The following is a 22060-nucleotide window of genomic DNA, read 5'->3' as shown; positions in this document are numbered from 1 at the left end:
TCGCGAGATGAGGAATGGGCATGAGTGAATCCCTCCACACCGTCACGACGATGCCGACGGCGCGTCAGCCCGGCTGTCCCTTCGACCCGCCGGCAGAGCTGATCGACGCCCGCGAGCACGGCCCGATCAGCCGCTTCCCCTTCCCCGACGGACACCAGGGCTGGCTGGTCACCGGCTACGACCTGATCCGGTCGATCCTGGCCGACCCGCGCTTCAGCTCACGCAAGGAGCTCATGCGCCACCACCCGCTGGTCGACTACGGCGACATCGAGGTCCCCCCGGCGCCGCCCGGGGAGTTCCTGCTCATGGACGAGCCCCAGCACGGCCGCTACCGCAAACCGCTGGTGGGCAAGTTCACCGTCCGGCGGATGCGACTGCTCACCGAGCGCGTCGAGCAGGTCACCGCCGAGCACCTGGACGCCATGGAGCAGGCCGGGCCGCCGGCGGACCTGGTGACCGCGTTCGCCAAGCCCATCCCCGCCATCATCATCTGTGAGCTGCTGGGCGTGCCGTACGAGGACCGGGGCTCCTTCCAGGACAACATCGACAAGTTCCTCGGCGGCGAGGTCGGCGACGAGGAACTGATCGCGGCCTACACCGCGACCCAGCAGTACCTTGCCGAGTTGGTGGCCGCCAAGCGCGCCGACCCCACCGACGACCTGCTCAGCGACCTGCTCGACAGCGACCTGACCGATGAGGAGCTGCGGGGGATCGCCCTGATCCTGCTGTCGGCCGGGTTCGACACCACCGCGAACATGCTGGCGCTGGGCACTTTCGCGCTGCTGCAGAACCCGGAGCAGCTGGCTGCGCTGCGCGCCGAGCCCGCGCTCACCGACGGGGCCGTGGAGGAGCTGCTGCGGTATCTGAGCGTCGCCAAGCAGTTCGCGAGGGTCGCGCTGGAGGACGTCGAGCTGGGCGGCCAGACCATCAAGGCCGGCACGACGGTCATCCTGTCTCTCCACACCGCCAACCGCGACCCCGAGCGCTTCACCGACCCCCACGTGCTCGACGTGCGCAGGCAGGAGGGCGGGCACCTGGCCTTCAGCCACGGCATCCACCAGTGCCTGGGCCAGCAGCTGGCCCGCGTCGAGATGCGCGTCGCGCTCCCCGCGCTGCTCAACCGCTTCCCCACGCTGCGCCTGGCCGTACCTGCCGATGAGGTCGCCCTGCGCCCGGAGATCGCGGACATCTACGGGGTGAAGAGCCTCCCGGTCACCTGGGACGCCTGACCGCGAGCCGGTGACGGGTGAGGCCGCGTACGGCCCGCCCGCCACCGCTGTGGTTGCTCGCCTGCGGCGATCGCGTCCGCGGCGCCGTGCAGTACGGCACCAACCAGCAACTCGGCACTTCCGATCACAGATGGCGGCTGGTGGTGCGAGCCTTACCGACATCCCCGATCGCCTGCGTATCTTTCGCTGGGCCTTCCGAAGCAACGGCTACGATCCCAACCTCTCCGCTGCCACCGGTCGGACCTACGTAACCATGGACGTTGTTACGGGGGCAGTCCTTCCGGCTAGTCGGTGGTTTGTTGACATGGGGTTGATGTCGCAGCAAGCCGGTGGATAGGGATGGCCGATGCTGTTCGGGGGTGGTCGTGATGGCGACCGCGCGACGTCCGTGTCCGCCGGCGCCGGGTCCGTTGGAGGAGTACGCGGCCGGCTGACCTCCTGCGCACTGCTGCAACGCTGGTGGCGCGACTGGTCGAGCAGGCCCCCGCCCGCTGAACTACAGGGCCTGGTCACAGCCGTCACTGCGGGACGATCCCTCAACCTCTATGCCCGGCCCTGACAAACCACCGACTAGGGTGCCGCCTCAGCCGGTTGAGTTCCTTACCGGGCCCCGCGCCAGACATCCCCGTCACCGTCCCGTCAGCTACGGCCGCGCGGCAGCATGAGGGCCGCGGCCGTGGTGGCTACCAGCATCACAGCCGCGACGCACAAGGCGACCCGCAGACCCACAATGAACTCACCCCGGTCCGCGACCAAGGCTCCGAAGACGGCCACGGCGAGCGCGCCGCCCGTCTGCCGGAAGGAGTTCAGGATCCCGGCGGCCATTCCGGCCCGGTCCGCGGCGATGTCGTTCAGCAGGATGGCGGTCAGGGAAGGTACGGCGAAACCTAGGCCGAGGCCGACCGGGATGAGCATCGCCGCGATCACTGGTCTGCTGGTCCCCTCGTCCATCCAGAGCAGGCCGAACATCGCCAGTGCGAAGATCGCTTGTCCTACGGCGATCGGCATCCGCGGCCCAGAGCGTGCCGAAGCCCTGGCCGAGGCCAGGTTGGCTCCGGCGATCACGGCCATCATCGGTAGGAACATCAGTCCCGCGGCCATGACGGACAGGTTCAGAACGTCCTGCAAGAACAGGCTCAGCACGAACACCAGCCCGTAGAACGCGGCATTGACGGCGAAGCCGATCACGACCGAAACCGTCACCGTGCGCGAACGGAAGAGGTCGAGCGGGACCATCGGCGCGGCGGTACGTGCCTCGATCATGATGAACGCGGCCGTCGCCACCGCGGCGAGCCCCAGGCAGCCCAGCACCACGGGCTCGCCGAAGCCGTTCTCCCCTCCGTCGATCACCCCGAAGGTGAGCGCCGCGAGCGCGACGATCGCCGTGAGCTGGCCGTACGGATCGAGCGGCGTGGCACGGCGCGGCGAGCGCTCCGCGCGGGTCAACACCGCGAGGGCGGCGATGCCGACGGGCAGGTTGACGACGAAGATCGCCCGCCAGCTCAGGGTGCTGGACAGCACCCCGCCAGCCACCGGGCCGGCGGCAACCGCGACGGCTCCGGCCATGGTCCACAGCGCGATGGCCCGTGCCAGTGCGGCCGCGTCCGGGAAGGCCTGCCGGACGAGGGCCAGCGAGGAGGGCAGCATGATCGCCGCCGCGCTCCCCTGGATCAGGCGGGCGGCGATCAGCTCGCCCAGCCCCGGCGCCAGTGCGCAGGCCGCCGAGGCGACCGTGAAGAGCGCGACGCCGGCGCCGAACGCGCGGCTCGCCCCGATGCGGTCGGAGAGCGTGCCCGCGGAAAGCAGGAGCGCGGCGAACATCAGCGTGTAGGCGTCCACGATCCATTGCAGTCCCGCCGTGCTGCCGCCGAAGGCCCGCCCGATCCCGGGCAGCGCCACGTTCATCGCCATGGCGTCGAGGTTGAGCAGAAAGATGCCCATGAACGTGGTCGCCAGGATCAGCTTCGGTGCGGCCGTGCGTTGCCGGGCATCCTGTGACGCGCGGGCTGGTGCAAGAGGGGTCATCCGTCCAGGCTGGTGAGGCTCGCGAGGGCGGGGCAGACCGTGATCTTCCGGGGTGCGCCATAGGGGGGTGTGACAGGGCCAGGCTCCGGGCCGGACCCGTGACCACACGCTGGCAAAATGACGACATGACCGAGTTCGGGAAGTTTCTGCAGGCTCGCCGTGGCGGCGTACGCCCGGCAGACGTCGGGCTGCCCGCCGGAACCGGCACGCGCCGTACGCCGGGTCTGCGCCGGGAGGAGCTGGCGGCGCTGGCCGGTGTGAGCATCGACTACTACGTACGTCTGGAACGCGGCAAGGAGACCCATCCGAGCCCCTCCGTGGTCGAGGCGCTGGCCGACGCGCTCCGCCTCAACGAGGAGGAGCGCGGCTTCCTGCGCGAGCTGGCGGCGCGGGCGGCGCGGCGTGCGCCCGAGCCCCGTCCCCTGCCGTCGCGGCGGGTCCGTCCGACCGTCACGCAGCTTCTGGAGACGCTCCGGCCCAACCCGGCGTACGTCGTGAGCCGCACCAACGACCTGCTGGCGGCCAATCCCGGCGGGCTGCGGCTGCTCCACGGCATCGCCGACTGGCCGGAGCGGCAGCGGAACACCGTCCGGTACACCTTCCTGCACCCGGCTGCCCGCGAGCTGTGGGCGGACTGGGAACAGAAGGCCAAGGGGTGCGTCGCCCAGCTGCGGGCGATCGCCGGCACCGATCCGGATGCCCCGGATCTCGCCTCACTCGTAGGTGAGCTGATCGTCAAGAGCCCCGACTTCAACCGGCTCTGGGAGCGGTACGAGGTGCACACGATCGGCGACGGCGAGAAGACGCTCCGGCACCCGGAGGTCGGCACGATGACGCTCTCGCACGAGGGGCTGTCCCTGAACCGCGCACAAGGCCAGCGCCTCATCGTCTACATGGCGCCGCCCGGCAGCCCGGACCACGACGCGATGACGCTCCTCGACCTCGCCGCCTCCGGTTCGTCCGGCGGTTCCGGCGAGACGGCGCCCGTCTCACCCTCCCGGGGGTGCCGTTAAGGATCGGCGCACCAGGGGCGAAGTAGGCGGGGTGCTGTTCAGCGGTGGCGGCGGGCAGGGTCGTGTTCGGCGAGGGCGGCGTCGACGGCTTCGGCGCTGACGTTGGTGTAGATGGCCAGGCTGCGGATGTTCTCGTGGCCGGACAGGGCCATGAACATGGGGGCTGACCAGCCGTCTTCGGCCAGGAACAGCGGGCCGTGAGTGCGGCCTGCGATCAGTCGTGGGAGCAGACGGGCGGCGCCGGCGAGATCGATACCGCTGTCACCGCCTACCTGGTCATCTTGTCGATGGTGGGAGGGTTGGGACTGCTGGCCGTCGTGATGCTCTGGGGGCGGCGTCAATGACCACGGTGCCTGGAGGCTAGCCGGATGCGCCCGAGCTTGTCCGGGGTGAGAACCCTGGAGAAGGCGTGGGTCCGGCCGTCGCAGAGGACGAGTTGTGGTTGCCCGTCCATTGGCCGAGGTCGCCGACACCGAGATCGGCCAGGCAGAAGTCCCACTGCAGCTCGTCATGGGCAAGACCCGCCGCAAGAACCCTCGCACCGCCATGCGCTACGTCAAACCCGGCAGCGAGGCCATCGCCGCCGTGACCAAGCATCCTGCTCCGCCCCGGCGTCGGCACTGACCGTGGCTACTTCGACGTCGTAGCGACTGCCGGGCCGAAGATCATTGACGGTGACGGCCGATTCCTGCAAGACCGCGGCGCCGTGGCAGGGGAAGGTGAAGGCATGAGCATCGACCTTTCCTCGGCGGCCTCCTTCATGGCCGCTCACGCACGCCTCCTGGACCGCCGCCGCTTCCAGTCGCTGACGGAGAAGACCGGCCCCGACGCCGTGCTGGCCGCCCTGGACGGCTACCGCAACCCCGACGGCGGCTACGGCTGGGGCCTGGAGCCCGACCTGCGCTCCCCGGAGAGCCAGCCGGGAGCCGCGGCGCACGCCTTCGAGGTGTTCGAGGAGATCGCCCCGGCCACCGCTCCGGAGGCCACGGGGCTGTGCGACTGGCTGCGGTCGGTCTCCCTGCCCGACGGCGGCCTGCCGTTCGCGCTGCCCCTCACCACCGACGCCGGGAGCGCCCCCTGGTGGACCGGCGCCGACACCACGGTCTCCTCGTTGCAGATCACGGCCGTGACCGTGGCCGCGGCCCACCGCGTCGCCGCCCACGATCCGGCGGTCGCCGCCCACCCGTGGCTCGCCCAGGCCACCCGCTACTGCCTCGCCGCCGCCGAGGAGGTCGACCACACGACCCACGCCTACGTGCTGGCCTTCGCCGTACGGTTCCTCGACGCCGTCCACGACGCCCTGCCCGACGCGGCCGATCTCCTGAGTCGCCTGGGCAAGCACATCCCCGCCGACGGACGGATGCACGTCGAGGGCGGCACCGAGGAGGAGACGCTGCACCCGCTCGACTTCGCCCCCTTCCCCGACCGGCCGGCGCGGGCGCTGTTCGCCCCGGAGGTGATCTCCGCGGACCTGGACCGCCTGGCCGCCCTGCAACAGGACGACGGCGGCTGGACCGTCGACTACGCCACGATCTCGCCCGCGGGCGCCCTCGACTGGCGCGGGCACACCACCGTGCGTGCCGTCGACATCCTCCGGCGCAACGGCCGGATCTGACGGGCCGAAAGGCCGCGGCCCTCGGGGTGACCGAGTGCCGCGGACTCGTCCTCACCGTCTGATCCTCACCGGGCCGGCGCGCCGCCGCCGGAGACCGGCCAGGTCAGGGCGTCGAACGCCGGTCGGATCACGGACACCGGAGACCGCCGGGTCAGCAGGTCTTGGCGCCGTCGAACGTGCGGATCCCCCTCGGGACCCAGTAGGAGATCGTCTTTCCGGGGTACGCCGTCTGGCAGTCGCCGTCCGCGCCGTGCGCCCAGACGATCTTCATGTGCAGGGTGCGTCCGCAGTTGTTCTGCGCGTAGCCGGTCTTGGTCACCCTCCCGGTCCTGGACCAGACGTTCACGCAGGACGGGACCTTCCCCCGGAGTGACACGACCGTTTCGGCGGACGCCTGGTGGGTGGTGGACGCCTGCGCCGCGGGCACGGCGGACAGGCCGAACCCGGCGGCGGCCAGTACGGCCAGCGTGTACGTTCCCAGCTTCCTCATCGGATTCTCCTTCGATTCCATTGGTGTCAACCGCTCCGGCTTCCGCGCCTGGCACCGGACGTCAACCTGGTCCGGCCGGGAGCGGCGCGCGACAGCCCCGACGGCCCACGCGTCACAGACGCGTCCGGCCAGTGGCGGCAGAGGCCTGACGAGCGACGAGAAACGGATGGGTGCCCCGTCCGGAGTCAGCGCTGGAGCCTCCGGTGAAGCCCGCTCTCTGCATAGTTGGATGGGCGTGGTGCGGTGGAAGTTCGGCCCGACGGCAAAAAATCACATCTGTTCCCTGGCCCCACGTCTGGGCGGTGCGACGGCTCACCGGCTGGGCCGTCAAGGGCATCCACCGATGGACCCACGAACCCGCGGCCCCCACCGTGCGTCCAACCCTCCGAGGAGGCGGCATGGACGCGTTGCAAGCGGGAGACCCCGACCGGATCGGCGGCTACTGGCTGGCGGGCAGGCTCGGCGCGGGCGGCCAAGGGGTCGTCTACGAGGCGTACGACGCCGACGGCGCCCGGGTCGCCCTCAAGGTCCTGCACGCCGCCGCCGACGCCGGCATGCGCGACAGGCTCCGCAAGGAGGTCGCCGCGGCCCGGCGCGTCGCCTCGTTCTGCACGGCCCGGGTGATCGACGCCGACCCCGGGGCGGCGGCGCCGTACATCGTCAGCGAGTATGTCGAGGGGCTCGATCTGCGCCGGGCCGGGCGGCGGTTCGCCGGGGACGACCTGCACCGCCTGGCGACGGCCGTCGCGACCGCGCTGACCGCCATCCACGAGGCCGGCGTCGTCCACCGCGACCTCAAGCCGGACAACGTCCTGCTCGGCCCCGACGGCCCCCGGCTGATCGACTTCGGGGTCGCCCGCACCGCGGAGATGTCGCTGACCGCCGACGGTCTCATCGCCGGCACCCCGACCTACATGGCTCCCGAGCTCCTCACCGGGCAGCGCGCGGGACCGGCGGCCGACGTGTTCGCCTGGGGCGCCGTCATGGTGTTCGCGGCGACCGGCGAGGACCCGTTCAGGGCCGACGACCTCGGCGCGGTGCTGCACCGCGTGCTGTCCCACGACCCCGACCTGAGCGCGCTGCCACCCGGTGTGCGCCCGCTGGTGGCCGCCGCGCTGAACAAGGACCCCGCCCGCCGGCCGGCCGCGCGTGACCTCCTCCTCGCCCTGGCGGGCGCCGGAGAGGCCGGCCCGCTCAGCGCGGGCGGCGGCCGCGCCGATGCTCTGCGCGCGGACGGCGCGGCGGACCCCGCCCTGGGAGCCCTGGCCGAGGACGCCTACGCCATGCTCGGGGAGGACGAGCGCGCGGTCGTGCCGGAGCTGCTGCTGCGGCTGGTCGCGCTCGACGCCGACGGCCTGGAGACCGTACGGCGGGTGCCCGCGGCCGACCTGCTGCCTGAACGGCCCGAAGCGCGCCGCCGCATCCTCGACGTCTTCGGCTACCTGCTCGCCGAACGCGACGGCAAGGTCGCCATCTCCCGCCCGGCCGTACTGCGCGCCTGGCCCCGGCTGCGTGCCTGGGTGGACGCCGACCGCGACGGGCTGCCCGTCCTCACCGAGATCAACCAGGCGGCGCACACCTGGGACGCGCACGGGCGCCGCAACGGCGACCTGCTCCAGGGCAGCCGGCTGCAGGTGGCGCTCGGCTGGGCCGCCACCGGGCGGCGGCATCTGACGCTCACCCCGCTGGAACGTGACTTCCTCGCCGCCGCGAGTGGCCTCACCCGGCGCCGCACCCGCCGCCGCCGCCTGCTCACCATGGCGATGGCGGTGTTGCTGGTCCTCTCCCTCGCGGGCGGCGCCGCCGCGCTCTACCAGAGCGTCCAGGTCGCCGAGCAGCGCGACCGGGTGGCCGCCGAACGCGACCAGGCCCGGGGCCGCGAGCTGGCCCGCGTCGCCGACGGCCTGCGCACGGTCGACCCGGTCAAGGCCATGCTGCTCAGCGTCGCCGCCTGGCGGCTCGCCCCAGGCCCGGAGAGTCGCTCCAGCCTGACCTCCGCCCTGTACCGGCGGGAGAGCGCCGCGTTCCAGCCTCCGCCGGGCAGGGGAGCCGCCATCGAGGCGGTGAGCGGTGACGGGCTCACGCTCGCCGCCGTCGGCGAGCGCGGGGTGCGCGTCTACGAGGTGGCGACCGGCCGGCGGATCGCGGAGTGGACCGCGCCCCGGCTGTCCGCGGGCGTCGGAGCCGTCGGGCTGAGCCGTAGCGGCCGCCTGCTGGCCGCCGTGATCTCCGACGGCGTCGTCGTCGTGTGGGAGACCAGGACCGGCCGCCTCGTCCGGAGCAGGAAGATCCCGGGGAACCCCGGACTGGTCGAACCCGCCTTCGGTGACCACGACTCCCTCATGGTGCTCAACGAGCAGGAGATGATCTGGGACGTCGACCGTGACCGGGTCACGCGACTGCCCTGGAACCTGGACGAGAACCGGTTCACGCTCGCGCCCTCCGGCAAGCTCGGTGTGACCGTGCGCGACGGCAGGGTCCGGGTGTGGAGGCTGCCCGGGCTCGTGGAGGACCGCCGCTTCCCGACCGGCTGCGGCGGCCCCGTCAACGTGGTCCGCTTCAGCGCGGACAGCCGGTTCCTGATCTGCGGCGGAGAGCGGGTCGAGCTGTGGGACACCGCGACGGGCAGCCGGGCCAGGCAGGCCGCCGAGGCGCAAGAGGACCAGTACGGCTGGTACTGGACGGAACCGGATCCGCGGATGCGGCTGGATCACTTCGCCTCGGGAGTACGGCTCAGCGCCGACACCCGCCTGGCGGCCGGTTTCAGCGGAACGGACATCCGGGTCTGGGATGTCCAGGGCCACCGGGAGATCCTGACCTACCAGGCGCCCGGCGAGGTCTCGGACATCTGGTTCGCCCCGGACGGCCGGACCCTGCGTTACGGTCTCGGGGACCGGATCGTCAGCCTCGGCCTGCGGTCCGGAATCCGGGAACACCGGGTGTCCGGCGTCCATGACGTCGGCGGGATCAGCCCCGACGCCCGATGGCTCGCGGTCGAGCCCGAGGGCTCCTCCGAGATCAGGTTGTGGGACATCCCCGGCCGCCGCTTCGCCGGGGTGCTGCCGGAGAAGCCGGACACGGTGCCGGCCGTGCTCTTCGATCCCCAGGGGAAGAGCGTCGCCGTCGTGGCGGACTCGGTGCGCGTGGACATGCGCGACGTCGCCACCCGGCGCAGTCTGTGGACCTACAGCCTTCCTCAGGGCATGACCATGAGCGGCCAGGCGTTCAGCGCCGACGGGACGACCTTCGCCGCGGCCTACTCCCCGGAGACCGGGAACCCCCAGACCCAGAACGGCTACCGGCTCCGCGTCTGGGACGCGCGCACCGGACGGACGATCCGGGACGTCGTGCTGGACGCCGTGGTCGGCGGCTTCGTCTACATGCCCGACGGACGCACCCTGGCCTCGGCCCTGGGCCGCTTCGTCGACACCGCGACGGGAAAATCCGTCGGCGTGGGATACACCGACGCGAGCGACGGGACGTCCCCGGTCGCCGTGGACCCGGCCGGGGCGCGGCTGGCGGCCCGCAGCGGTGACGGGCGGGTGACGCTGTGGGACGTCCGCACCTTCACGCCTTTGGAGCCGGACCTGCGCGTCGGCGGAAAGCTCACCGACATCGCGAGGTTCTCCCCTCACGGAGAGGCGCTCGCCACGATCGACGACACCGAGGCACTGCAACTGTGGGACACCGCCACGCGCCAGCGGATCGGGGAGGAGATCAGGGTCTACGACGACGACGAGTTCGCCCAGCTTGAGGCGGCCTTCAGCCCCGACGGCGCCTGGCTGCGCCTGGCCAACGTCACCGGCTCCGTCTACGACCTGCCCGTCGCCCCGGACCTGATGGCCACCGACGTCTGCGCGCGGGCCGGCCGTACGCTCACCCGGCAGGAGTGGCGCGAGCACCTCGGCGGCGTCCCCTACCGCGACGTCTGCGCCGCCTGGTGACCCCGCCCGGCACGAGGCGTTTCACACGCCCCTCGGCAGAGCGGCCCACCTGCGGTGCAGGTCGGTCGTGGTGACGGCGGTGTAGGGGACGGTCGTGAACACGTCCGCCCGCGTCACATTGGCCAGGGCCTCCTTCAGCGCGGGCAGCAGGTCGTGGAAGGGCGAGGCGAAGGCCCGCTCGCGCACTTGCCGTCGGGGATCTTCACCGCGAACGCCTCCTGGCCGGCATGCGCGGCGGACGCGGCGGCGTTCAGCGCGGAATCACCCAGCCCGGCGCCCAGGTCCCGGCGGCGTCGTGACCGGCCGATGCGGCGGTGAGGTGGGCGCGGAGGGTGGCCAGCGCTGGGTGGGGGTTGTCGCGGTGCCACAGGAGCGAGTGCGGGTAGACGGGCGTCGGGTCGGTCACCGGGATGCGGCGCAGGCCGTGGTCGGCGGGCCAGATCAGGCGGGTCTGCTCGCCCATGAAGGTGGCCAGGGCCGGGGTGTCGGCGATGGTGTCGAGGAGCGCGTCGGAGCCGAAGTTGGGGCCGGTCGCCTCGATGGTGAGGCCGAACTCGGCGACGAGATCGTCGTAGTAGGCGGCCCACTCGGTTCCGGGGACGATGCCGGGCATCCAGATCCGGTGCCCGGCGAGCTGAGCGAGGGGCACCGACCGGGCGCCCGTCAGCGCGTGGGCGGGGCCGGTGAGGAGCTGGAGCGGCTCGTCGAGCACCCGGACGGATTCGATGTCCTCGGGAAGGGGCCGGCCGGGCACGGCGACGGCGCGGAAGGACGCGTCGATCGCACCGGACCGGATGGCGGCGACGGCCGTCTCGATGTCGAACAGCATCAGCACGTCGAGTTCGATCTCGGGGTGCGCGCGGTGGAAGCCGCGCATCAGGCCCGACGCCGCGCTGCGCGAGGCGATCACGTCGACGCGCAGCGGACGGCGGCCGGTGCGCACGGACGCGACCGCGCGCTCGGCGACGCGCAGCAGCTCGCGCGCGTGGGGCAGGAACGCCTGCCCGTCGATGGTGAGCTCGGCGCCGCGCGGGGTGCGGGTGAACAGCCGCACGCCGAGGTTGCGCTCCAGCGCGGCGATGCGCTTGGAGACGGCCTGCTGGGTGACCGCCAGCTCGGCGGCGGCCTCCTGGAACTGCCCCGCGTCGGCGGCGGCGACGAAGGTCCGGACGGTGTCGAGGTCCATGCCGACACCCTATGGGCACAACCGTTGGTTGTGGCCAGGCGGTCCTGCGGTTGTTTGATCCCCGGGTGTGGTGCGCGCTTTGATGCTTCCGATCGCGGATCGGTTGTGCGGGTGAGTGGCGAGGGGCGGCAGGCATGAGGAGCGGGCACCGGCTGGGGCGGCGGTTCGGGTGGTTCTGGGGAGCGTACGGGACCAGCGAGCTCGGCACGTGGCTCGCCTTCGGCGCGTTCCCGCTGATCGCCATCCAGGTGCTGCACGCCGGACCGGCCGAGGTCGCTGCGCTCTCCTCCGTGGGGGCTGCGGTGGGCGCGGCCGTGGCGGTGCCGCTCGGCCCGTGGGTGGAGTTTCGCCGCAAGCGGCCGGTGCTGATCGCGATGGACCTGGTGCGGTTCACGGCGCTGCTGACGATCCCCGCCGCGTTCGCGCTCGGCGTGCTCACCTTCCTTCAGCTCCTGCTGGTCTCGGTCGTCGTCGCGGCGGCCGACATCACCTTCCGCGCCGCCTCCGGCGCGTACCTGAAGACGCTGCTGCCGGCCGAGGACCTGCTCGTCGCCAACGCCCGATTCGAGTCCACGGCCTGGACGACCACGATCATCGGACCGCCGCTGGGCGGCGCGGCGATCGGGCTCCTGGGCCCGGTGGCGACGGTGGTGGCCGACGCGGTCAGCTACCTGCTCTCGGCCCTGGGCATCCGCGCGATAGGCGGGCACGAGCCGCGGCCCCAGCGCCGGGAGGCCGCACGCATGCGGGCCGGGGACCTGCTCGACGGTTGGCGGTACATCCTCGCCGACGCGACGCTGCGTCGGCTGTTCTTCAACACCACCTTGTTCAACGGCCTGGTGATGGCCACCCAGCCGCTGCTGGCCGTCCTGATGCTCGACCGACTCGGGTTCGCACCGTGGCAGTACGGCCTCGCCTTCGCCGCGCCCTCAATCGGCGGACTGCTCGGTTCACGGCTGGCCCGACCGCTCGTCACCCGGTTCGGGCAGCACCAGGTCCTGGTCGTGGCCGGGACGCTGCGCGCGATCTGGCCCGTCGGCCTGGCCTTCCTGGGGCCGGGCACCGGCGGGCTGCTGCTGGTGATGGGCGTCGAGCTCGGGCTCATCTTCTGCTGCGGGGTCTTCAACCCCGTCTACACCACTTACCGCCTCGAGCGCACCGCAACCGACCGGGTCACCCGCACACTGTCCGCATGGGCGGTGACGACCAAGGCCACGACCGCGCTCCTGACAGCCGCCTGGGGTGTGCTGGGCAGCCTGCTCGGCCCGCGTACGGCCATCGGCCTGGCCGGCGTGCTCCTGCTGGCGACCCCGCTGCTGCTCCCCCGCCGCGCCGCAGCGCTTCTCTCCGAGCCGGAGCCGGCCCGTAGCCACACATGACACACCGCAACTCGCCACTGAAGCCCGCAGGCCGCAGCCGGTCCGCCGATTCGTGTCCGCGCCGACCAGGCACCACCAAGCAAGGAGAACACTCGCGTGAGCACTGCCCCCGCACTTGACCCCGCGCACACCGCCTTCCTCGTCATGGACTACCAGCCCGCGATCCTGGCCCTTCTGCCCGAAGGTGGGTACCGCGATGCCCTGCTGACCCGCGTGGAAGGGGCCATATCCGACGTTCGCGCCAACGGCGGCACCATCGCCTACGTCCGCGTCGGCTTCACTGAGGCCGACTGGGACGCGATCCCGGCCACCAACAAGTCCTTCGCCCCGGTGGCCCAGCACCGTGTCATGCACCACGAGGACCCTGCCGCTGCCATCCACGATCGCCTGGCTCCCCAGGACGGCGACATCATGGTGCGCAAGGTCCGCTACGGCGGCATATCCACCACCGACCTTGACCAGCGGCTGCGCGAGCGCGGCATCACCACTCTGGTCGTCTCCGGCATCAGTACCAGCGGCGTCGTCCTGTCCACCGTCATCGACGCGGCCGACCGCGACTACCAGCTCTACGTCCTGTCCGACGGCGTCGCCGACCCTGACACCGAAGTCCACAACGTCCTGCTCCATCAAGTCCTCCCCTCACGGGCCCACATCATCGACACCGCCGAGCTGCACACCCTGCTCCGGGCTGACTGACTCGAACCGCCGAGCCGATCCCACCCACGGCCGCCGCACCCGCCCGGTGTGGCGGCCCGGTGAAAGTCACACTCCGCCGGGACAACCGGGCGTACGATCACTGACAGCAACCGGGCGCTCAACAGGTGCGAACTCCTGGCCCGTGTCGTGCATCCAATCCCGCAAGGAGGCGTGATGGATGCGTTGCTCGCAGGAGACCCCGACCGGATCGGCGGATACTGGCTGGCGGGTCGCCTCGTTCTGCACCGCCAAGGTGATCGACGCCGACCTCGCAGCGGTCCCGCCGTACATCGTCAGCGAATACGTCGAAGGAGTCGATCTCCGCCGCGCCGGACGGCGTTTCGCCGGGGACGACCTGCACCGGCTGGCGACCGCCGTCGCGACCGCGCTGACCGCCGTGCACGAGGCCGGAGTCATCCACCGCGATCTCAAACCGGACAACGTCCTGCTCGGCCCCGACGGGCCCCGGGTGATCGACTTTGGCATCGCCCGTACCGCGGAGATGTCGCTGACCGTCAGCGGCCACATCGCCGGCACCCCGACCTATATGGCTCCTGAGATCTTCACCGGGCAGCGCGCGGGACCGGCGGCCGACGTGTTCGCCTGGGGCGGCGTCATGGTGTTCGCCGCCACCGGCCAGGACCCGTTCAGGGCCGACGCGCTCGGCGGGGTGATGCACCGGGTGCTGTCCCATGACCCCGATCTGGACGCGCTGCCGCCCAGCGTGCGTCCGCTGGTGGCCGCCGCGCTGAACAAGGATCCCGCGCGACGGCCGACCGCACGAGATCTCCTGCTCACCCTGGTAGGCGGTGCCGGGGAGACCGACCTGCTCGGTGCGGGCAGCAGTCGCGCCGGTGCCCTGCACGCGGGCGAAGTGATCGACCCCGGCCTCGGCACCCTGGCCGAGGATGCTTACACCATGCTCGAAGCCGATGAGCGTGAGCTCGTGCCCGAGCTGTTGCTGCGGCTGGTCGCGATCGGCGCCGACGGCCTGGAGACCGTACGGCGGGTGCCCTCGGTCGACCTGCTACCCGAGCGGCCCGAGGCGCGCCGCCGCATCCTGGACGTCTTCGCCTACCTGCTGGCCGAACGCGACGGCGAGGTCACCATCTCTCGCCCGGCCGTGCTGCGTGCCTGGCCGCGGCTGCGGAAGTGGGTGGAGACCGACCGCGACGGCCTGCCCATCATCGCCGAGATCACCCAGGCCGCCCGTATCTGGGACACGCACGGGCGCCGGGACGGCGACCTGCTTCAGGGCAGCCGGCTGCAGACGGCACTCGGCTGGGCCGCCACCGGACGACGGCATCTGACGCTCACCCCGCTGGAACGCGATTTCCTCGCCGCCGCGGGCGGCCTCACCCGGCGCCGTGCCCGGCGCCGCCGGCTGCTCACCGTGGCACTGGCGGCACTGCTGGCTCTGTCCCTGACCGGCGGCATCGCCTCGCTTCACCAGGGTGCCCAGGTCGCCGAGCAGCGCGACCGGGTGGCCGCGGAACGCGACCAGGCCCGCGGCCGCGAGCTCGCTCGCGTCGCCGATGGCCTGCGCACGGTCGACCCGGTCAGGGCCATGCTGCTCAGCGTCGCCGCCTGGCGACTCGCGCCGGGGGCGGAGAGCCGTTCCAGCCTGACCTCCTCCCTGTACCGGCGAGAAAGCGCCGTGTTCCGGCCCCCGCCGGCACCGGGGGCCGGAATCCAGGCGGTGAGCGGCGACGGGCTCACGCTGGCCGCCGTCAGCGAGCGCGGCGTGCGCGTGTACGAGGTGGCGACCGGCAGGCAGCTCGCGGAGTGGACCGCGCCCCAGCTGACCATGGGAACAGGGCGCGCCGGGCTGAGCCACGACGGCCGTCTGCTGGCGGTCGTGATCTCGCAGAGTGTCGTCGTGTGGGAGACCCGCACCGGCCGGTTCGTCGGGGTCAAGCGGATGCCGGGGGAGAACCCCGGGGTGATCGAGCCGGTCTTCGGTGATCACGACTCGCTCCTGGCACTCGACGCCAACAACCACGTGGCGGAGATCTGGGATGTGAACCGCGACCGGGTCATGCGAACGGGATGGGATTTCGATCTCCGGCGGTTCGCCGTCGCGCCCTCCGGAAAGATCGCCGTGACCGTGGACGTCGCCGGCAGGCTGCGCGTGTGGAGGCTGCCCGGCTTCGTGCAGGACCACAGCTTCCCGGCCGGCTGCGGCGGCACCTTCAACGTGCTCGGCTTCAGCGCGGACAGCCGGTTCCTGATCTGCGGCGGTGAGCGCATCGAGCTGTGGGACACCGTGACGGGTAAGCGCGTCAAACAGGCCGCCGAGGTGAACGAGGAGCAGTACGGCTGGCTCTGGGCAGGGTCAGAGCCGTCGGCGGAGCTCGGCGGCGACTCCGTCTCAGGAGTGCGGCTCAGCGCCGGCACCCGGCTGGCGGCCGGTTTCAGCGGGGCGACCATCCGGGTCTGGAACGTCCAGGCTCACCAGGAAATCCTGACCTACCAGGCCCCCGGCAGTGTCTCCGGTCTCTGGTTCGACCCGGACGGCCGGACCCTGCGCTACCTTCTCGACGACGGCATCGTCAGCCTCGATCTGCGCTCCGAAACCCCAGGACACAAGGTCCCCGGCGATCTGTCGGTCAGCGCGATCAGCCCCGACGCCCGATGGCTCGCGGTCGAGCTCTCCGTCGCCTCCCAGATCCGGCTGTGGGACATCCCCGGACGCCGCTTCATCGGGGCGTTGCCCGCGGAGGCGGCCTCGGACGTGCTGTTCGACCCCACGGGGAAAACCATGGCCGTCGTCCCGGACTTCACCCACGTGGAGGTGCGCGATGTCGCCACGCAGCGCAGACTGTGGAGCTACCGGGCCGCCGACGGCCTGATCATGACCGGTCGGGCGTTCACCCACGACGGGACGACCTTCGCCGCGGTGTACACCCAGAACTCCCAGGAAGAGACCGACTACTGGCTCCATGAATGGGAGGCGCGCAGCGGGCGCGAGATCAGAACCGTCAGGCTGGGCACCACGGTCCGCGACATCGCCTACATGCCCGACGGACGCACTCTGGCCTCGGCACTGGGCCGCTTCATCGACACCGTGACCGGCAAGCCCGTCAGCGTGGGCTACGCCGATGCCGCCACCGGACTCCCCCTGGTCGTCGTGGACCCGACCGGGGCGCGGCTGGCGGTCAGCGGCGGAGGCGAGCGGGTGACGCTGTGGGATGTCCGTACCCTGACGCCTTTGGCGCCGGATCTGCGCATCGCCGGCAAGCGAGTCATCACCATGCTGTTCTCTCCCCAGGGGGATGTGCTCGCCACGATCGACGACAGCGAGGCCCTGCAGCTGTGGGATGTCGCCACCCGGCAGCGGATCGGAGAGGAGATCAGGGTCTATGACAGCGACAGAGTCGCCGAGCTCGACGCGGCCTTCGACTCCGACGGCACCCGGCTGCGCCTCGCCAACTACAGCGGCTTCGTCTACGAGCTGCCCGTCGCGCCCGCTTCGGTGGCCGCCGCGGTCTGCGCACGGGCCGGCCGCACGCTCACCCCGCGAGAATGGCGCGAGCACCTCGGCGCCGTCCCCTACCGCGACGTCTGCGCCGCCGCGTGACCCTCGGCAAGGCGGCAACGGGCGCGCTCGCTCAGCCCGGCGGTCTGGGACGAGGCGTTTCATACGTCCCCGGCGCGCCGTACGGCCTGGGTGGGTGGGTGGGTGCGTGCGTGCGGCGCCGTCGCCCCGGTCACCATGACCACCAGAAAAGCGGGCCCCGCCAGGATCTGGCTCCTTGTCAAGCGCATGGTAAAGACATTACTGAAAACCCACGCGGTAAAGCGATGAGATTTTTTTGGCCTGCCCTTTATAGCATTTATTGCGAAATAGCGACTTATTAAGCCTTTCGGAAACGGCGATGGGCGGGAAACGACTCCGGGCGGTCCCCGCGCCTGGTCGCACTCGGCCGGAAGGCCGGTGACACCTCCGTCGGCGCGTCCGGCGGCGCGCTGCCTCAAGGTCCCCCACCCGGGTCCGTGTCGCCATCCGCAAGGTAACTCTCCCCTGCCTCCTGGTCTGCCTGCAGGCAGGGGAGAGGGCCGTGGCCGGGCGGGTGAGCCTGGCCCCGGCCCTTTGTGTTTCCGGTGTGGCTGCTGGTCAGGTCAGGGTGTCTTCGACCTCGATCATGCCATTGTCGATCACGAACTTCTGGTTGGTGTTGCCCGCGGCGCATTCCCACAGGTGCATCTGGGTGCCGTTGGTGCGGGCGCCGGTGGCGTCCAGGCACATCGGGGTGCCGGAGGCGAGGGTGTCCTTGATGACGATCTCTCCCCTCCTGATGAACCAGATCTGGTTGGTGTTGGTGTTCGCGCATTGCCACAGGTGCACCCGGGTGCCGTTGGTCCGGGCGCCGGCGGCGTCCAGGCACATCGGAGTGCCGGAGCCAAGGGTGTCTTCGACCTTGATCAGGCCGTTGGCGATCACGAACTTCTGGTTGGTGTTGCCAAAGCATTGCCACAGGTGCACCCGGGTGCCGTTGGTCCGGGCGCCGGTGGCGTCCACGCACACGGGGGGGCCGGCGAGAGCAGCGTGGGTAGCGGGTTGCCGGGCGGCGGCCGCGGCGGGCAGGGCGGTAGCCGCGCTCACGACGGCGGCGACGACGGCGCCGGCCAGTAGATGGCGAGCAAGCAACATGGTTCCTCCTAGGCAAGTTTGATCAGAACCCGAACACCATCCCGCAACTAGGAGTTATTGATCAACTACCTTTGGTTAAAGCTGGCTACCCGCGCAACTCTTCGTCACTTTGCTGCTTGCCCGGACCGGGGCATCTCTGGCTACATCGCCCAACTTTCATCACACAGAGTTACTTTGCGGCTGCTGGCACGTACCCGAGTGGAGGGCTCTCACGTGGGTGTCGCGGCCGGTCGCGCCCTGGTCCGCGGCGGCGGGCATCCGCCTCGCGCGCCTGCTCCAGCTGCGCCCGCCAGCGCGCCTGGAGATGCCGGGCATTGCCGATCGCCAGTACGAGCGCCAGCCAGAGCATCTCGGCCCCACCCGCCGCGAGCGCGCGGGCCGGGGAACCGCTCGCGACGGCCCAGTCCCAGGCCAGCGCGTAGAGCAGCAGGAACAGTCCCACACCGACGGCCCAGCGCGATCGCGACCAGCCCGAGCGGGACCAGCCAGCCCGCGCCCGTGTTGACGAACCTGCTGACCGTCTCGCCGACGGGGCTCATTTCCCTGTTGACCGTATCCGAGATCGTGAAAGCCGCAGTGCCGACACCGACCCCGGCAAGAACCATCTTCTTCGCAGCGCCGACACCGACCCCGGCAACAACTGTCTTCTTCATGGCTCCGACGTTAGGGACGGAGGGTGGTGTGGACAGTCGCCAGGAACTCCTGGTTGACGGCCATGCGAGTCCGGATACACAGCCACGAAACCTCCTGGTGGGCGGCCAGCACCTCCCCTGCCCCATGGCCACTGGACTCGGGCGAAACTGCCCGAGGGAGGAGCCTGGTCAAGGCCCATCGGGAACAACCGGACACTCGTTGGCGATAGCCGGCCGTCCGGCCGGGAGATGACGCCGACCACCGTTCCGCTGCATCATGGGCCGGTTCGGCGGTGCTGGTAGGAAAGCGTGACGGCGGCGAGGAGCGGGGCCCACGCCGCCAGCGGCAGGTAGACGAACCCGACGAGCAGACGTCCGGTCACGGTCATGCCGGTGTGCGGCAGCGTCCACCAAAACAGGAACGGGGTCCACAGCAGGGCGAGAACCCCGACGCCGAGCCAGGCGGGCATGGTGACGGCCAGGCGCGGGATCGTCCGGCCGCCGAGCAGCGGGATCCAGCGCGGCACTACTTCGCCCCAGCGTCGCACCAGGCCGAGAGTGAGCAGGGCCGCGGCTTCGGTCAGCACGGAGAGGGCGATCAGGTACAGCGACCCCCACGCGGTCGTGCCGACCAGGTCGCGCAGGCCCTGCTCGGTGTAGCCGAGCGGAAGTCCCAGGGCCAGGCCGATCCGCCACAGACCCGACGGCAGCGCGAGCAGGGGCACGACGTGCGCTACCCCGACGGCCCAGCGCGGGACCGGCCGTTCGGCGTCGATTGAAGGTGGGAGTACCGCCGCATCCTTGATCATCATCAATCCTTTCGAGACTGCAGTTTCGAAACTATAGTCTCGTATGATGATGGAATGGAGCACAACGGGCAACAGGTCGGGCGGCCGCGCGATAGCCGGGTGGACGAGGCCATCACCGCAGCCGTCCAGAAACTCCTGGGCGAGGTCGGATATGCGGGTCTGACGGTGGCCGCCGTGGCCGAGCGCGCTGGGATCGGCAGGGCCTCGATCTACCGGCGGTATGCCACCAAGCACGAGATGATCTTCGCCGCGATCGTCCACGGAGAAGTGCTGGAGGTTCCGCCCGACACCGGGTCGCTGCTCGGGGACCTGACCGCGCTGGCGCGGGTGATCGTTGGCCATCTGAGCAACCCCGCGGCCGCCGGCGCATTGATGAGCCTGCTCGGCGAGATCGCAGCCGATCCAGCACTCGCCGAACGGTTCACCACGACCTTCGTGGCACCGGAACGGGCCGGCAACGCCGAACTGCTGGAGCGAGCAGTGCGGCGCGGCGAGATGGAGCGGCTGCCTGACATCGACCTGTTCCACGCGATGTTCGGCGGCACTGTGTTGTCCTGGCTGTTCATCTCCCACCATGACCCGCACGACCTGCCCGAACGACTCGCCCGGTTCGCCTGTGCCGCACTCCGATCCACCGCCCACCAGCCGCTCCCATCCAACTGAGTCCCCCCTCTCTGTCAGACTGCTGTGAGACACGGACGTATGAGTCCTTTTGATGTTAAGCAGGGCGAGACGGGACGATCGAGACAGTGACGATGACCTTCGCTGATCAGGCCGCCAGGTGAAGAGGTCCTGGTGGCAAGCGCGGCAAAACAACGGATACGCAGGCCAACGATCCTTGGCCGAGTTGCGTGCGAAGCCCGCTGCCAAGGGTTTGACCTGCGTATCCGTTGAAGATTTCGCCGATGCCACCGGGATCCCTGTAGGAGAGGGCGTGCGCCGGGGGCGCGGCATGAACGGCGGTACGGCCCGCGATGACGGCGCGGGGGAGCCGCGCCCGCACCCCGGCCCAAGACCAACGGGGTGCGGTCCTACCGTCGAAGTCTCACTCTGAACGGGCCCGCGCGGGGTCCTCGTCTCCCCGGCGGCAGAGCTCCTGTCCGATTCAATGGCACGAGGGCAGGTGCCATATCTTCAACAGTGCACTCGGCACTTTGGCCAGGCATCCGCCCGTGTCGCCGCGATATGACCAGGCGCCGTGACCACGCTTGCGCCATACGTGTGGCCCGTCCTGATGGCTGATCGGGTCGCCTTTGACGCTGATGGAGCCGACCGCCCAATACACGTCCTGCCCGGCGCCGACGCCCTTGATCTTGCCGTAGTAGACCTTTTTCGGCCCGTCCACCTTGTTGCGGCCGACTCCCGGATGGTACTTCCCGTAGTTCTGATTCCAGAAGGCGTCGGCGAGTGTGTGGCGGATCTTTTCGGTGATCCTGAGGTTGACGGCCGTTTCCCGAGCTTGCGAGGTCAGCGAAGACGGCACGGCGCTCATCGCCGCCGTCGGGAAAAAGACGGTTACTGTGATCGCCACTGTTACGGCGACCGATAACCGGCCTGCCCACCTGGTCATGTCTGCTCTCCCTGGCTGTTCCCGGCCGGCTGGGAAGGCGCATGCCGGCACGCCGTACGGGCGCCGCGTGAGGCGGCGGATACCGTATTGCACGGCGTCCATGTCAGCGGATAGAGAGGGCGTCTTCCTCCCCGGAAACCTGGTTGAAACGGTAGATGTGCCGATTGGCCGGGGGGGGGAGGGGCAGCAGGACATGAGTCTTCTTTGTTATCGACAGTGCATCCGCCATTCGAAGCCGGCCGATGTCATATGTCACGATTTTCGGATGCTTCGCGTCGCCGGTACCGTCTCGGCATAATGGTGCTTTTCTCATGTAAGCGATCGAGCTCTCCGAAACTCACCGCGAAAGCCCGAAATTAAGCGTTTTCCGGAATGTCGGAAATAGTGGGATGTGGCAGGAGGGGGACGGCCCGGCCGGTCCGGAGTGCGCCGGAAAGGCCGTCCCGGCCCCGGTCAGCCTGCGGCGATGCAGAAGAGATGTCCTTCAGGGTCGGCGAGGACCGTCCACTGGCCCTCGCCGGGCTGGAACTCGGGCCTGGTCGCGCCGAGCGCCAGCAGTTCCTTGGTCGCGATCTCCAGGTCGGCGACCTTGAGGTCAAGGTGGGCGTGCTTGGCCGCGTCGGGCCATCCGGGCCCGCGATAGCCGGGGACCCGCTGGAAGGCGAGCTGGATCGGGCCGTCGCCGAGGTAGGCGGAGTCGTCGTCGAGGTGGGTGACCTCCCAGCCGGTGACCTTCCGATAGAACTCGGCGAGCGCTCCAGGGGCGGCGCAGTCGATGATGATGGCGGTGGGTTCCGCGAGAGCGGCCATGGGTGACT

Annotated in this window: 19 protein-coding genes; 10 read left to right on the top strand and 9 right to left on the bottom strand. The window is 70.7% G+C overall.

From position 1 onward, the window contains the following. The first annotated feature begins 20 nt into the window (after positions 1–20). On the top strand, positions 21–1229 hold the full coding sequence (locus FHR32_RS10760) for a cytochrome P450 (protein WP_184754177.1): 1209 nt from the start codon (positions 21–23) through the stop codon (positions 1227–1229). Between the two features lie 639 nt (positions 1230–1868). On the opposite strand, the gene FHR32_RS10755 is transcribed toward FHR32_RS10760, so the two are convergent. Then, complete coding sequence (locus tag FHR32_RS10755; RefSeq protein ID WP_184754176.1) at positions 1869–3254, bottom strand: MFS transporter; 1386 nt, start codon at positions 3252–3254, stop codon at positions 1869–1871. Between the two features lie 125 nt (positions 3255–3379). Between FHR32_RS10755 and FHR32_RS10750 the strand changes: the two genes are divergently transcribed. The 4 genes from FHR32_RS10750 to FHR32_RS10735 all read left to right on the top strand — a co-directional run bounded on the left by FHR32_RS10750 (position 3380) and on the right by FHR32_RS10735 (position 5882). Continuing rightward, positions 3380–4267, top strand: coding sequence for a helix-turn-helix transcriptional regulator (locus FHR32_RS10750; protein WP_184754175.1), 888 nt, complete (start codon positions 3380–3382; stop codon positions 4265–4267). Positions 4268–4464: 197 nt separating this feature from the next. Further along, positions 4465–4611 (top strand): hypothetical protein, encoded by a 147-nt coding sequence (locus tag FHR32_RS10745; protein ID WP_184754174.1) that lies wholly within the window; start codon positions 4465–4467, stop codon positions 4609–4611. 94 nt (positions 4612–4705) lie between these two features. After that, the gene (locus FHR32_RS10740; RefSeq protein ID WP_246466094.1) at positions 4706–4891 is read left to right on the top strand and encodes a hypothetical protein; all 186 of its coding nucleotides are present in this window, start codon (positions 4706–4708) and stop codon (positions 4889–4891) included. Positions 4892–4994: 103 nt separating this feature from the next. Beyond that, entirely contained in the window at positions 4995–5882 is an 888-nt protein-coding gene (locus FHR32_RS10735) for a hypothetical protein (protein ID WP_184754173.1), read from the top strand. A 151-nt stretch (positions 5883–6033) separates the two neighbouring features. On the opposite strand, the gene FHR32_RS10730 is transcribed toward FHR32_RS10735, so the two are convergent. Next, positions 6034–6372, bottom strand: a complete 339-nt coding sequence (locus tag FHR32_RS10730) for an alpha-amylase inhibitor (RefSeq protein ID WP_184754172.1) — start codon at positions 6370–6372, stop codon at positions 6034–6036. Positions 6373–6770: 398 nt separating this feature from the next. Between FHR32_RS10730 and FHR32_RS10725 the strand changes: the two genes are divergently transcribed. After that, the gene (locus FHR32_RS10725) at positions 6771–10316 is read left to right on the top strand and encodes a WD40 repeat domain-containing serine/threonine protein kinase (RefSeq protein WP_184754171.1); all 3546 of its coding nucleotides are present in this window, start codon (positions 6771–6773) and stop codon (positions 10314–10316) included. 21 nt (positions 10317–10337) lie between these two features. Here FHR32_RS10725 and FHR32_RS10720 read toward each other — a convergent pair whose 3' ends face one another. Continuing rightward, a complete protein-coding gene (locus tag FHR32_RS10720) occupies positions 10338–10502 on the bottom strand; it encodes a hypothetical protein (RefSeq protein ID WP_184754170.1) in 165 nt (54 codons plus the stop codon). Between the two features lie 64 nt (positions 10503–10566). Next, on the bottom strand, positions 10567–11502 hold the full coding sequence (locus FHR32_RS10715) for a LysR family transcriptional regulator (RefSeq protein WP_184754169.1): 936 nt from the start codon (positions 11500–11502) through the stop codon (positions 10567–10569). Between the two features lie 134 nt (positions 11503–11636). On the opposite strand from FHR32_RS10715, the gene FHR32_RS10710 reads away from it, so the two are divergent. The 3 genes from FHR32_RS10710 to FHR32_RS10700 all read left to right on the top strand — a co-directional run bounded on the left by FHR32_RS10710 (position 11637) and on the right by FHR32_RS10700 (position 17157). Continuing rightward, positions 11637–12881: an MFS transporter gene (locus FHR32_RS10710; protein WP_184754168.1), complete on the top strand. Its 1245-nt coding sequence runs from the start codon at positions 11637–11639 to the stop codon at positions 12879–12881. 96 nt (positions 12882–12977) lie between these two features. Continuing rightward, complete coding sequence (locus tag FHR32_RS10705; protein WP_184754167.1) at positions 12978–13577, top strand: cysteine hydrolase family protein; 600 nt, start codon at positions 12978–12980, stop codon at positions 13575–13577. 178 nt (positions 13578–13755) lie between these two features. After that, entirely contained in the window at positions 13756–17157 is a 3402-nt protein-coding gene (locus FHR32_RS10700) for a serine/threonine-protein kinase (RefSeq protein ID WP_184754166.1), read from the top strand. Positions 17158–17216: 59 nt separating this feature from the next. Here the strand turns inward: FHR32_RS10700 and FHR32_RS45875 are convergent, their stop codons facing one another. The 3 genes from FHR32_RS45875 to FHR32_RS10690 form a co-directional block, all read right to left on the bottom strand. Then, positions 17217–17345 carry a hypothetical protein gene (locus FHR32_RS45875; RefSeq protein ID WP_281390863.1) on the bottom strand — a complete coding sequence of 43 codons (129 nt, stop codon included), beginning with the start codon at positions 17343–17345 and terminating at the stop codon, positions 17217–17219. Positions 17346–17694: 349 nt separating this feature from the next. Next, complete coding sequence (locus FHR32_RS10695; protein ID WP_184754165.1) at positions 17695–18231, bottom strand: RICIN domain-containing protein; 537 nt, start codon at positions 18229–18231, stop codon at positions 17695–17697. Positions 18232–19138: 907 nt separating this feature from the next. Next, a complete protein-coding gene (locus FHR32_RS10690) occupies positions 19139–19675 on the bottom strand; it encodes a hypothetical protein (protein WP_246466092.1) in 537 nt (178 codons plus the stop codon). Between the two features lie 51 nt (positions 19676–19726). Here FHR32_RS10690 and FHR32_RS10685 point away from each other — a divergent pair, with 51 nt between their 5' ends. Next, positions 19727–20335 carry a TetR/AcrR family transcriptional regulator gene (locus tag FHR32_RS10685; protein WP_221465353.1) on the top strand — a complete coding sequence of 203 codons (609 nt, stop codon included), beginning with the start codon at positions 19727–19729 and terminating at the stop codon, positions 20333–20335. A 442-nt stretch (positions 20336–20777) separates the two neighbouring features. Here FHR32_RS10685 and FHR32_RS10680 read toward each other — a convergent pair whose 3' ends face one another. Beyond that, positions 20778–21242, bottom strand: coding sequence for a hypothetical protein (locus FHR32_RS10680; protein WP_184754164.1), 465 nt, complete (start codon positions 21240–21242; stop codon positions 20778–20780). Positions 21243–21695: 453 nt separating this feature from the next. Further along, positions 21696–22052 carry a VOC family protein gene (locus tag FHR32_RS10675; RefSeq protein WP_184754163.1) on the bottom strand — a complete coding sequence of 119 codons (357 nt, stop codon included), beginning with the start codon at positions 22050–22052 and terminating at the stop codon, positions 21696–21698. Between the last annotated feature and the right edge of the window lie 8 nt (positions 22053–22060).

The sequence above is a fragment of the Streptosporangium album genome, assembly GCF_014203795.1.
Taxonomy (GTDB): domain Bacteria; phylum Actinomycetota; class Actinomycetes; order Streptosporangiales; family Streptosporangiaceae; genus Streptosporangium; species Streptosporangium album.
Note: the sequence above shows the minus strand (reverse complement) of the source record. Positions and strands in the feature narration are given on the sequence as shown.